At 56.9% G+C, this 11846-nt stretch carries 11 protein-coding genes and 1 pseudogene; 5 read left to right on the top strand and 7 right to left on the bottom strand.

Features of this window, described 5'->3' with window-relative positions; genetic code table 11:
* The first annotated feature begins 92 nt into the window (after nucleotides 1-92).
* The 3 genes from ACQZ45_RS20110 to ACQZ45_RS20100 are packed head-to-tail and all read left to right on the top strand — an operon-like array spanning nucleotide 93 to nucleotide 3023.
* Complete coding sequence (locus ACQZ45_RS20110; RefSeq protein WP_025596003.1) at nucleotides 93-1547, top strand: sensor histidine kinase; 1455 nt, start codon at nucleotides 93-95, stop codon at nucleotides 1545-1547.
* Nucleotides 1544-1981, top strand: a complete 438-nt coding sequence (locus ACQZ45_RS20105; protein ID WP_003517744.1) for a response regulator — start codon at nucleotides 1544-1546, stop codon at nucleotides 1979-1981. Before ACQZ45_RS20110 ends, ACQZ45_RS20105 begins: the two co-directional genes overlap by 4 nt.
* 4 nt (nucleotides 1982-1985) lie before the next feature.
* Nucleotides 1986-3023: a sensor histidine kinase gene (locus tag ACQZ45_RS20100; RefSeq protein ID WP_025596004.1), complete on the top strand. Its 1038-nt coding sequence runs from the start codon at nucleotides 1986-1988 to the stop codon at nucleotides 3021-3023.
* A gap of 210 nt (nucleotides 3024-3233) precedes the next feature.
* Here ACQZ45_RS20100 and ACQZ45_RS20095 read toward each other — a convergent pair whose 3' ends face one another.
* Both ACQZ45_RS20095 and ACQZ45_RS20090 read right to left on the bottom strand, forming a co-directional pair.
* Entirely contained in the window at nucleotides 3234-3458 is a 225-nt protein-coding gene (locus ACQZ45_RS20095; RefSeq protein ID WP_003517740.1) for a hypothetical protein, read from the bottom strand.
* Nucleotides 3459-3587: 129 nt separating this feature from the next.
* Nucleotides 3588-3797: a cold-shock protein gene (locus ACQZ45_RS20090; RefSeq protein ID WP_003517737.1), complete on the bottom strand. Its 210-nt coding sequence runs from the start codon at nucleotides 3795-3797 to the stop codon at nucleotides 3588-3590.
* Nucleotides 3798-4021: 224 nt separating this feature from the next.
* Between ACQZ45_RS20090 and ACQZ45_RS20085 the strand changes: the two are divergent.
* Nucleotides 4022-4227 (top strand): annotated as a pseudogene (locus ACQZ45_RS20085) (type II toxin-antitoxin system VapC family toxin); the annotation flags it as partial.
* Nucleotides 4228-4293: 66 nt separating this feature from the next.
* Here the strand turns inward: ACQZ45_RS20085 and ACQZ45_RS20080 are convergent.
* The 5 genes from ACQZ45_RS20080 to ACQZ45_RS20060 form a co-directional block, all read right to left on the bottom strand.
* Nucleotides 4294-6297 carry a CocE/NonD family hydrolase gene (locus ACQZ45_RS20080; protein WP_025596005.1) on the bottom strand — a complete coding sequence of 668 codons (2004 nt, stop codon included), beginning with the start codon at nucleotides 6295-6297 and terminating at the stop codon, nucleotides 4294-4296.
* A 105-nt stretch (nucleotides 6298-6402) separates the two neighbouring features.
* Nucleotides 6403-8016: an ABC transporter ATP-binding protein gene (locus tag ACQZ45_RS20075; protein WP_112959733.1), complete on the bottom strand. Its 1614-nt coding sequence runs from the start codon at nucleotides 8014-8016 to the stop codon at nucleotides 6403-6405.
* A complete protein-coding gene (locus ACQZ45_RS20070; RefSeq protein ID WP_019566413.1) occupies nucleotides 8013-8837 on the bottom strand; it encodes an ABC transporter permease in 825 nt (274 codons plus the stop codon). Before ACQZ45_RS20070 ends, ACQZ45_RS20075 begins: the two co-directional genes overlap by 4 nt.
* Nucleotides 8834-9781 carry an ABC transporter permease gene (locus ACQZ45_RS20065; protein WP_003517729.1) on the bottom strand — a complete coding sequence of 316 codons (948 nt, stop codon included), beginning with the start codon at nucleotides 9779-9781 and terminating at the stop codon, nucleotides 8834-8836. Before ACQZ45_RS20065 ends, ACQZ45_RS20070 begins: the two co-directional genes overlap by 4 nt.
* The gene (locus tag ACQZ45_RS20060) at nucleotides 9781-11343 is read right to left on the bottom strand and encodes an ABC transporter substrate-binding protein (RefSeq protein WP_013761343.1); all 1563 of its coding nucleotides are present in this window, start codon (nucleotides 11341-11343) and stop codon (nucleotides 9781-9783) included. The genes ACQZ45_RS20065 and ACQZ45_RS20060 overlap by 1 nt, the downstream gene beginning before the upstream one ends.
* 234 nt (nucleotides 11344-11577) lie before the next feature.
* On the opposite strand from ACQZ45_RS20060, the gene ACQZ45_RS20055 reads away from it, so the two are divergent.
* Nucleotides 11578-11844, top strand: a complete 267-nt coding sequence (locus ACQZ45_RS20055) for a CBU_0592 family membrane protein (protein WP_003517727.1) — start codon at nucleotides 11578-11580, stop codon at nucleotides 11842-11844.
* Nucleotides 11845-11846 lie beyond the last annotated feature (2 nt).

Genomic DNA, 11846 nt, shown 5'->3' with positions numbered 1-11846 from the left:
GCCGCATATTCTAGTTTGCGCGCGAATGAGGTGCATGCCGGGAATTTACAACTGTGATTAGTTTTTCGCCTTTTGCTCAGCGAAGCCTGTTTATGCTCGCTGTGGGTGTTGCAATATTGACCGGAATGGTCGCCACTTCGCTGTGGCTGGTGCAGGTGAACAACCGGTACTCGCAAGAAACAGCCGAGTTGCGCCGTGTGCGGGCTGCCATTCTCGATATCCTGACGTCGATGCAGGACATTGAAACGGGGCAGAGGGGTTATCTGCTGACCAACAACATCGAGTATCTGAGCCCATATCAGGAGGCCTTGAGCCTGTTGCCGCAGAGGCAGTCCAGACTTCTCGAAGTGCTGAAGGACCAGAAGCAATACGAGCAGGATCTGACGGATCTCGGTAATGCCGTCGCCAACAAGCTGGCTGAAACCCAGGAAACCATCGATCTGCAAAAGGCAGGACGCATCACCGAGGCAGTCGAAGTCGTCCGTGAGAATGACGGCAAACGGTTCATGAACGAAATCAGGGCGATCTTGTCGAAGCTGCAATCGCAGACCGACGATCGGCTCCGCATCATCGTCGGAGACCAACTTGGCGCCGCCAATACATTGCAATGGGTAACGCTCGGCGGCACGCTGGCGATCCTGCTTGTTGTCGGCGGTTCAATCTTTCTGGTTTTCACATATATCCGTGCGTTGAACCGGTCTCGGGAAGATGTTGACGAGTTAAATCGCCATCTGGAGGAGCGGGTTGAGGAAAGAACCCGTGATCTTCGCAGCGCCAATCAGGAAATTCAGCGCTTCGCCTATATCGTCACGCATGATTTGCGTGCGCCGCTCGTCAATATCATGGGGTTCCTCTCCGAATTCGATACGTCCCTGAAGCCGGTCACCGCATATGTGCTCGCAGACGGCAAAATGCCTTCCGACGACGTGGTTCGGGATGCCAGACTGGCTGTCGAGGAAGATCTTCCCGAGGCGATCAGTTTCATCCGCTCTTCGACACGCAAGATGGACCAGCTGATCAATGCGATCTTGAAGATATCGCGCGATGGTCAGCGAAAGCTGCAGCCGGAAAAAGTCGACATAGAGACATTACTGTCATCGCTCTCCGAGACGGTTCGTCACCAGATCAATGCCAATGGCGGCGAGATCAGTGTCGAGACATCAAAGCTGACAGTCGTGACGGATCGTATCTCTATCGACCAAATCCTTGGCAATCTTTTCGACAATGCGGTGAAATACCAGATGCCGGGACGACCGCTGCGATTGACTGCCCGTGCTTATCCGTCCGGGCGGGGTGCCATCAGCATCGAAGTCAGCGACAACGGGCGCGGCATTGGCGAGCATGATCTGGAGCGGGTGTTCGAACTCTTTCGCCGCGCCGGTGATCAGGATCAGCCGGGGGAAGGCATCGGCCTTGCCCATGTTCGGTCGCTAATAAGAAGTTTAGGAGGAGACATTAAGGTGAGTTCCGAACTTGGCAAAGGCAGTACATTTACATTGCTGTTGCCGAGCGATCTCAGAAAAGTGACGAAAGAAGGCGAAAAATGAAGGCAACCGGTCAAGAGGTAACGATCATTATGATCGAGGATGACGAAGGTCATGCTCGGCTGATCGAGAAGAACGTACGTCGCGCAGGTGTGAATAACGAGATCATGCCCTTTACGCTCGGTGCAAAGGCACTCGACTACATCCTCGGTGAAAACCGCGATGGCGTTGTCAGCAAAGATCGATATCTTCTCGTTTTGCTCGATCTTAACCTCCCTGATATGTCGGGTATCCGAATTCTCGAGGAGATCAAGAGTAACGAATATACGCGCCGTTTGCCGGTGGTCGTTTTGACGACGACGGATGACGAAACCGAGATTCAGAAATGTTATGACCTTGGTGCAAATGTCTATATAACCAAGCCGGTCGACTACGAAGGCTTTGCGAGTGCGATAAAGAACCTCGGCCTGTTCTTCTCCGTAATTCAAGTACCTTGAAGGCATGATGGCATTGCGCGTTTTGTATGTTGATGATGATCCGGCTCTGGCGCGGCTTTCCAGCCGGATCCTCGGTCGTCACGGAATGGAGGTGGTCCATGCCGCATCCGTGGCGTCCGGGCTCAAGATGTTTCAAGACGAGCAGTTCGATATCGTCGTTCTGGACCATTACTTCCAGACATCGACGGGAATGGAGTTCCTTGCCGCGATTCAGTCCTTGCCGGGGCGGGTTCCCGTTCTTTATGTAACGGGATCGAACGAAGCCCAGATCGCGATCGACGCCCTCAAGGCGGGTGCCGCCGACTACGTCATAAAGAATGTCGGTGACGACTTTTTCCCGCTGTTGCTTACGGCTATCGATCAGTCGCTGGAAAACCATCGTCTGCGTCAGACGAAGGAGGAATCCGACCGGTTGCTGGTGAAGGCCAAGGAACATGCGGAAATGATGGTGAAGGAGATGAACCATCGGGTCGCCAACAGCCTCTCGCTGGTATCCGCCATGATTCGCCTGCAGATAAACACCATCAAGTCTGAGGAAGCCGAAGTCGCCTTGCTGGAAACCCAAAGCAGGATTTCGGCGATCGCCGGCGTTCACCGCAGCCTTTACAATACCGACAATATAGGTCTGGTATCGCTCAATTCGTACCTGACGTCGATCATCGATGGGTTGTTTCAGGCGGTTCCCGGATCTTCGTCCATTACCGTCGAAACATCGCTTTGTGACATCAGCCTCAAGGCAGACCATGCCGTAGCTCTGGGTGTCATCATCACCGAGCTGCTGACCAACGCGCTGAAATACGCTTATCCAGATCAATCCGGCACGGTTCGCGTCGGACTTTCGGAAGAAAATCGGCAATTTGTTCTCGTTGTCGAAGACGATGGTGTCGGTTCAAAGCCCGACGCATCTCCGCGTGGTACTGGCCTCGGAACAAAGCTGATTATGGCAATGGCTCAGAACATTGGTGCTCGTGTCGAGCAAACGCATACGCACCCGGAACAGGCCAAGGGAACGCGTTACACGATGACTTGGAGCGAGACGTAAACGCCGATAGCTTCGGTTTTTAAATATAATTCTAATTTAGTGATTTAATATAACTGGCGCCGCGCTTGGGCAGCTGGAACGTAAGCTTGCCTGGGAGTTGACAGGCATGCAACAGCTCAAGGCCCGGCGTCTGTATATACCGGGATGGTTAGGAAGCCGTCTGATGCGAATTGGCTTCAGGCACCTGTTCTGACGATGCCGTCAAAACCATCATCGTGCACGGGCACGCTTGGCAAGAAGAGCGGATGTCGCAGAAATGCGATCAGACTGTTCCTTTGCAAGACGTGCTTCCCGCAGCCGCAAGGTCTTGGCGTCGCGGGATTGCGTGATCGAATCAAGCTCGTCGAGCGCTTTGTCCTTTGCGAAGAACGGCGTCTGGATGTTGCTGAAGGCAACCTCGGCCTTCTGGCGCGAGATACTGTATTTTTCTGTCATGGGTGTTCCGGTGGTAAGGCTCGGCATGCGAGCGGAAAACAAAAGGCCAGGCAATTTGCCTGGCCTTGATTGGTTCGGGGTGCTTCCGGCAGTGCCAGTACATCCGTGGTCAAAGGGAAGCAAAACCCGTTAGGCAGCCTGCAGATTGCAGGCCGACATTTTGCCGGACTTGTTGTCGCGTTCCAGGTCGAAGCCGATCTTCTGGCCTTCGACGAGTTCGCGCATACCAGCCCGCTCAACGGCGGAGATATGAACGAAGGCATCTGTGCCGCCGTTGTCAGGCTGAATGAAGCCGAAGCCTTTAGTGGAATTAAACCATTTAACTGTGCCAGTGGTCATGATGAACCCTTTCATAGCGATAGAGGACCCACAGCACTAAAAAGCGCTGCGAACATTGATAGCGATTTTGAAAGGAAAGGTTCGTTCAGAACGCGGTGCCAATCGCGCAACAAGCAAAGCTAAGCAAGCAAATTCGATGGTTCGTTATAGCGTGCTTGCACGGTTGCGTCAACTATTAGTTTTTCTAATTTTTGCGTCTCGACAAAAAGTTGTGCTTGGCCATCCCTTTTACTCGCTCTGCATTGTTTTTAGCGGGAAGGTCTTCACGCAGTATCGTCGTGCAGGCGGATCCCGCACAGACGTTTTGCCAGACTCTTTTATTGGGGCTCATGCCGCAGTTCAAGGTCTCCCGCTTCTGACACGAGACGTAGGCCGATATCGATCCTGTTTCCCAACCGTGACATTGATCGCTCCTGAACAGGAAAGCTGACAGATACGGTATCGAGACAATGGTATGTTGTAGGCCCCCGCAAATAGCTGCAAGGGCCATGCGACATCAGATGAGGTCGCGTTTGTAGCGCTCATCCCACTTCCGGGTTTTGACGAGGCTGCCATTTTCGAGTGCCGAAAGTTCTCCTGTCAGGTAGAAATTTTCTCTGTCGGAGCGCATCTCGGTGCGGCTCTCGATCTTGATGCGCCACCTATCCCGGCCAATTTCATATGTCTGGGTGAGGACGTATTTCGCGGAGAGGGGATCTCCGTCGCGAATGGTCAATTCACGCCGCAGACTATGGCTGAGTTCGGTGTCGATGTCGTCAAACCGCAACACGCCCTCGCCGAACAAGCCGCCCACGCCTTCCGTGACATAGGTGTTGATACCCGTCTCATGGTCCTGTTCGGTCCAGCGGCGGACCGTGCCGGGATCGACCTGCGTCATGGGTGTCGATGGGCCGTGGGCAGGGGCCTCGAAACGCACAGGCTTGTCGTCACCGGTGGCACGCACGGGCAGGTCAAGCGCGCTTTCTGCAACGGAAACGCTGATCGTCGCATCGTAAGGCGATGTCCATACCATCGGCCAGTAGGCCGTGGCGATGGCGAGTTGCAGCCGGTGCCCTTTGGCAAAACGATAACCGCAATCATTGAGCTTGATTGCGACATCGTAAAATTTGCCGGGTTCCAATGCTTCCGGATTTTCGTGGCTATCGCGGTGGGTCAGGTTGAAAACCTGATAACTGACACGTGTGACACGGCCATCCGGCAGGACGTCGTTGAGGCGCAGTGAAATCTGCGCGACAGGGCAATCTGCGGCAATACGCAGACGCGCTACCGGCGCACCGAGAATATCGAAATCCTCTTCCATCAAGGCGGTTTCGAAAACGAGCGCGCCACCGTTGTCGAGCCGCTGATCGGTTGGATGTTCGCCGGGGCATCCGGTCGCCATCCATTCCCCGCCCGCCTTGCCGTGGCTTTGCGGCGAACGAATGCTGAGAATTGCCGGTTCGCTTGCCGTATCGCGCAGTTCCTTCGCTGCACCGGGGTAAAGTGAGCGGGTTGCAATTTCAGGCGAAGGCCATGTTGCTTCGCCCACCCAGCGGCCTTGCGTCGTCGTGCGCGTACCGGTCGGTTCGATCGTGTCGCTGACGAAGGCGCGCAGCATCGGCTCGTCCATGACGCCGGTTTCCTTGCCTTTCAGCCAATGGTCCCACCAGCGCGTTGCTTCCTGCAGGAAGCCAATTGCGGGACCGGGAACACCATCTTGGGGGTAGATATGGCCCCACGGACCGATGATGCCGCGACGCGGGACCTGAAGGTTCTCCAGAAGCCGCGGGACGGCATTGGTATAGCTGTCTGCCCATGCGCCGATGGCAAGGACCGGGCATTGAATGGCGCTCCAGTCTTCGCAGACCGAGCCGTGTTTCCAGTAATCGTCGTAACGTTGGTGTTCCAGCCAGAGTGCGGGAAAGAAGGGGAGCTTCTCCAGGCGCTCGATCCAGCTGTCGCGCCACGTGTCACCGACGATCTCCGGATCGAGCGGACGGCTCTGATAAGCAAGCATGATGGTGCCCCACCACAGATTGTCGTTCAGCAGCAGGCCGCCCATGTAGTGAATGTCGTCGGTATAACGGTTGTCGGTCGAATAAGCGGTGATGACGGCTTTCAGTGCCGGCGGACGGCGGGCGGCCACCTGCAGGCCGTTGAAGCCGCCCCAGCTCTTGCCCATCATGCCGACATTGCCGCTGCACCACGGCTGGCGGGAAATCCAGTCGATCACCTCGAGTGCATCGTCCTGTTCCTGCTTCAGATATTCGTCTGCCATGTGGCCATCGGATTCGCCGGTGCCGCGCATGTCCACGCGAATTGCGGCATATCCCTGGCTGGCAAAATAGCCGTGCATCGGCTCGTCGCGCCCGCGGGTTCCGTCTCGCTTGCGATAGGGAATATACTCGAGAATGGCGGGAACCGGCGATTGTTCCGCGCCCTCCGGCAGCCAAAGGCGAGCACCAAGGCGTACGCCATCGCTCATGGGAATCCAGATATGTTCTTCAACACGTATTGTCATTTGGGGTATTCCAGTCGGGTCATTTGAAGCGGGCATCGCTTTGCCGGGAGACAACAATGAAAGAATGCGAGGCGACACCCATCAAAGAGTGAACCGCCCCGCAGATCATGCGGCGGGGAGGCCACGTTTTGCCAGCACGCCATCCAGCCAGTCGCGCCGCAGTTCGGGGACCGAGGTGATGAGCTGTTCGGTATAGGGTTGGTTAGGAGGTGCAAAAACCTCCTTGGTCGTGCCGGTTTCGACAATGCGGCCATGCTGCATCACCATCGTCCTGTTGGCGAGCCGGCGAACGACGCCGAGGTCATGGGTGATGAACAGATAGGAGACGCCCAGTTCATCCTGCAACGAGCGCAACAGTCTGAGAATTTCTTCCGCCACGAGAGGATCAAGTGCCGATGTCACCTCGTCGCAGATGATAAGATCGGGTCTTGCGGCAAGTGCGCGTGCGATACACACGCGCTGCTTCTGCCCCCCGGAAAGCGCTTTTGGCAGGCGCTCTGCAAACTCCCGGGGCAGACCGATCAGGTCCAGCAACCGGTTCACCTCGGAGGCGCGCTCATCTTCATTCATTCCGAAATAGAACGACATGGGACGGCCGATGATCTCGCCGACGGTGTGGCGTGGATTGAGCGCCACATCCGGAAGCTGGTAAACGAGCTGGATACGGCGAAGATCTTCGCGCGAACGCCTGGAGTACTTGTCCGCAAGCCGGTGTCCAGCAAGCGAAACGACACCGGAAGATTGCGGCGGCAACCCGGCGATAACCCTGGCCAAAGTGGATTTTCCCGAACCGGATTCACCCACGACTGCCAGTGTTTCGCCCTTTCGGATTTCGCAGTGAACGTTGTCCAGCACCTTCTTGCGACCGTAGTAGGCGGTGACGTCACGCGCTTCGAGCAGGATTTCACCACCCCTGTTCTGGACGGATTCGCCGGACATGCTGGCTTGGCGTTCGGAAACAAGACGGAGCGTATAGTCTTCCTGCGGGTGCTCGAGGATATCCTCGGCAGAACCTGCTTCTACCTTTTTGCCATGGCGCAAGACCATGATGCTGTCAGCAATTTGCGCGACGACAGCAAGGTCATGCGTGATGTAGAGGGCGGCGGTATTGTAGCGCTGGATGAGGCTGCGGAGCAGGGCCAGAACCTCTATCTGCGTGGTGACATCGAGTGCCGTTGTGGGTTCGTCCAGCACGAGTATGTCAGGGCGGCATGACATCGCCATGGCCACCATCGCGCGCTGTAACTGCCCACCGGAGACCTGATGCGGGTAACGGTCGCCGAAATGCTGATAATCGGGAAGTTGCAGCGCTTGCAGCAGTTCCAGCATCCAGGCTTCGGCTTCCCGCCGGTTCATGACGCCGTGGTAAAGCGGCCCCTCGATAATCTGTTCGCCAATCTTCATGGCAGGGTTGAACGCCGCAGCTGCACTTTGCGCCACATAGGCGATGCGCGCACCGCGCGCCGCCTCACGACCGGCGCGATCCACCGTCATCAGCGAAACGCCATTCACGACGATTTCTCCACCAACGATTCGGCAACCGTTTCGGCCATATCCCATGGCGGCAAGCCCGATGGTGGATTTACCGGCGCCGGATTCACCGATCAGCCCTTTGACCTCACCGCGCTTGAGATCCAGATCGATACCATCAACCAGAATTGCTCCATTCGGTGCGGCAACTTTCAGGCCGCGAATTTTCAGGACCTCATTGTTACTCATCGGTCTGCTCCCTGAATTGCGCTGCGGCCAGCCAGCAGCCAGTCCACGACGAGATTGACGCCGATGGTGAGAACGGCGATGGCAGCGGCCGGATAAAGCGGTGCGTAGAGGCCGTAAAGAATGGCCTGCTGGTTGTCCTTCACCATGCCGCCCCAGTCTGCGAAAGGCGGCTGAACGCCAAGCCCGAGAAAGGACAGACCGGCCACGAACAGAAAGGTGAAGCAGAAACGCAGGCCGAATTCCGCAATGAGCGGCGGCAGGGCATTGGGCAGTATCTCCCTGAACACTAGCCAGATCAGGCCTTCTCCGCGCAGGCGCGCGGTCTCGGCATATTCCAGCACATTCACGCCCTGGGCGACAATGCGCGCCAGACGGAAGACGCGGGTGGAATCCAGAAGCGCAATGGTCACTATCAGCACGGGGATGGACGAGCCTAGCGCCTGCAGCACGACAAGAGCCGAGATCAGCACTGGAATACACATGACAGTGTCGACGATGCGCGAAAGAACCATATCGAGCCAGCCGCCAAAGATGGCCGCGATGAAACCAAGCGTGATGCCGATTGTGAAGGAGAGCAGGGACGCCGCCAGCGAAACGCCGATGGAGATTTGCGCACCGGCCAAAAGGCGCGACAGCATATCGCGTCCGTTCTGATCAAGGCCAAACCAGTGCATTGCCGAAGGCGGATCGAAAGGCGAACCGACGATCTCCTCCTGCCCGAAAGGCGCGATATGCGGACCGGCTGCGAACAGGACGATGTTGACCGAAATGATGAAAAGACCGACCCATGCGGTTGGGGTGATGGTGCGGAGCATTTTCATCGCGGATGCCTCAGGCGCGGGTTAAGCGCAATTGCCGACACATCGGCAATGATGTTTAGAATGACGTAGGTTGCGCCGAAAACGAGGGCTGCTGCCTGTACCAGTGGAAGGTCCCGCTTCGAAACGGCATCGACCATGAAACGGCCAAGGCCGTTATAGTTGAACACGGCCTCTACCAGCACCACACCGGTGATGAGATAGGCGATGTTGAACGATACGACGTTGACGATCGGGGCCGCGGCGTTGGGAAGCGCGTGGCGAAGAACCACGCGTTTGGTCCGCAATCCCTTGAGATAGGCTGTTTCGACATAGGCCTGATCCATCACCGCAAGAACGGCGGTGCGGGTCATGCGCAGCATCTGCGCCACAGTAACCAGAACCAGCGTCAGAGCAGGAAGCGTGGTGGCTTTCAGCCAATCCGCAAAGCCCATACCCGGATAAGTGTCGGCAAGGCTCGGCAAAAGATTGTACTGCACGGACACGAAAAGGATCAGCAACAGGCCCAGAAAATATTCCGGAAGGGAGACAAAGCCCAGCGCAACGATGTTGACAGCCCGATCGAACAGGCTGCCGCGCCAGATGGCACTGAACAGACCCAGAAGTACGGCAACCGGAACGGACACGACGGCGGCATACAGCGCCAGCGCCATGGTGTTCCAGAACCGCGGCCATAGGAGAGCTGCGACAGGCTGGTGGTTTGCCAGCGAATTTCCAAGGTCGCCGGTTACGAAACCGCCGAGCCAGGAAAGATAACGTTGCAGAAGGGGCTGCTCCAGACCGAGATCGGCGCGCAGCACGGCGAGAGATTCAGGCGTCGCATTCTGTCCGAGTATTGCCGACGCCACATCTCCGGGAAGAAGCTGAGTGCCGGCGAAAATAAGCGCCGACACCAGCAGAAGCGTCAAAATACCCAAAGCAATGCGCTTCAGGATAAGCTTAGTCATTATGCGTCCAACCAGACCTTTTCAGCGAGACGGGCACCCATGAAGTTGAACATCGGATGCGTGGTCACGCCCTTCAGTTTCTTGGATGTCGCATCCAGATAATCTCCGAACATCGGGATCATGGCGCCGCCCTCATTGGAGATGAGCGCCTGAAGCTCGGCATAGATTTCCTTGCGCTTCGCATCATCGAGAAGTGCACGCGCCTCGATGAGTTTCCTGTCGAAGTTTTCGTTCTTCCAGTGCGTATCATTTTGCGCCGAGGTGGACTGGTAAGCGATGGTCAGCATCTGGTCTGCTGTCGGGCGTCCGCCCCAGTATGACATGCAGAATGGAGCTTTCATCCAGACGTTGTCCCAGTAGCCATCGGCGGGTTCGCGCTTGATAGAAACATCGATGCCGCCCTTGGCCGCACTCGTGCGGAAAATCGCCGCTGCATCCACAGCGCCGGAGAAGGCGGCGTCGGAAGCGGAAATCTCTACCTTGAGCGTATCGAGGCCAGCCTGCTTCAGATAAAACTTCGCCTTCTCGGGGTCGTAGGGACGCTGCGCCAGATCCGCGGCATAAAAGCGGTCAGAACTCGGGATCGGATGATCGTTCCCGATGCGGCCGTAGCCACGCAGCGCGGTTTTCAAAAGCTGCTCGCGGTCGATGGCGTGCTTGATGGCAAGGCGGATATTGTTGTCCTTGTATGGCGCCTGCGTGCAATCCATCAGGAACGTGAAGTGCTGGCCGCCAGCCGATTGGACGATGTTGAGGTTGGGGTTACGGCGCAGCAGGTCTACTGTCTTGAAGTCGAGTTGGTTGATCGCATGGACCTGACCCGACATCATGGCATTGGTGCGTGCGGCGATATCGTTGATGACGATGACTTCCACGGCGTCAACGTGAGCGGCATTCGGCTTCCAGTAATTCGGATTACGGGTAAAGCGCGAACGAACGCCCGGATCGTAGCTTTCGAACACGAATGGCCCGGTGCCGACAGGTTTGCTGAAATCCGTCCAGCCTTCAGGCACAACGAGGAAATGGTAGTCGGACAGGATGTAAGGAAGGTCGGCATTGCCGCTTTCGAGGACGATCTTGACCTCGGTGTCGGAGAGCTTGTCGACGCTCTTGAGCGCAGACGCGACCGAGCGTGCCGCAGAGGTGGTTTCGCCACGGTGCAGGTTGATGGAGTAGATGACGTCTTCCACCGTCAGGGTCTTGCCGTTGTGGAAGGTGACACCCTGACGCAGCTTGAAGACCCACTCCACGGCGCCGGGCTGCGCTTCCCAGCTTTCGAACAATTCAGGCACAGCGTGATTGCTGGCATCGATCTCGACAAGGCCGTTCATGATCATGAAGGCCTGATTGACCGGCACCCAGTCTTTCAGGATGCGGGGATCGAGGTTATCCGTGGTGCTGCCGCCGCCGATACCCAATTTCAAAACGCCACCCTTCTTCGGTGTGTCCGCGCCTTGCGCACTGGCGTCTGTGATGAAACCGGCAGAAAGCGCCGCGAGGCTGGCCGCGCCGGCAAGAAAATGCCGCCGGTCGAGCGAGAAGGAAAAGGGGGAGGATGTCATGTTTGGGTTCCCTGTTTTTTATCGGGGCCGGACGAGGCGCGGCTGGCAGTGGCGTATCGTACTCGACGGTTCGGCACTAGATACCGATGCGCGCAGGGGGGTATGATTTTTGCGCATGGGGTCATGAAATCTGAGCGCATCCGGTTATCTGCGAAGCGGAGTAAAGGGATGCGCCGGAGCGGGTCCGGTGTAGCAGGCGCTCGCCGGGCGGGCGTGTTTATGGAGTGGTTACAAATGGGGCTAGCGGATCTTGTCGGCCTTGCAGGAGCGTTTTTTTATCTCTTCGCCTATGCCCTGTTGCAGCTACGACTTCTGACGATAGAAGACTGGCGCTACACTCTCTTAAATGTTCTGGGTGGCGTGTTTCTGATCTACTCGCTGATATGGAATTTCAACCTCGGCTCGCTGATTTCACAGGTCGCCTGGCTGCTGTTCACCATCATCGGCTACGCGCGGTTTCTCCTGGACCGGCGCCGCAAGACACCTCCTGCGCAGGCATGACG

The sequence above is a fragment of the Agrobacterium sp. 16-2014-1-2a genome, assembly GCF_053522705.1.
This window is presented reverse-complemented; position numbering and strand designations above follow the sequence as displayed.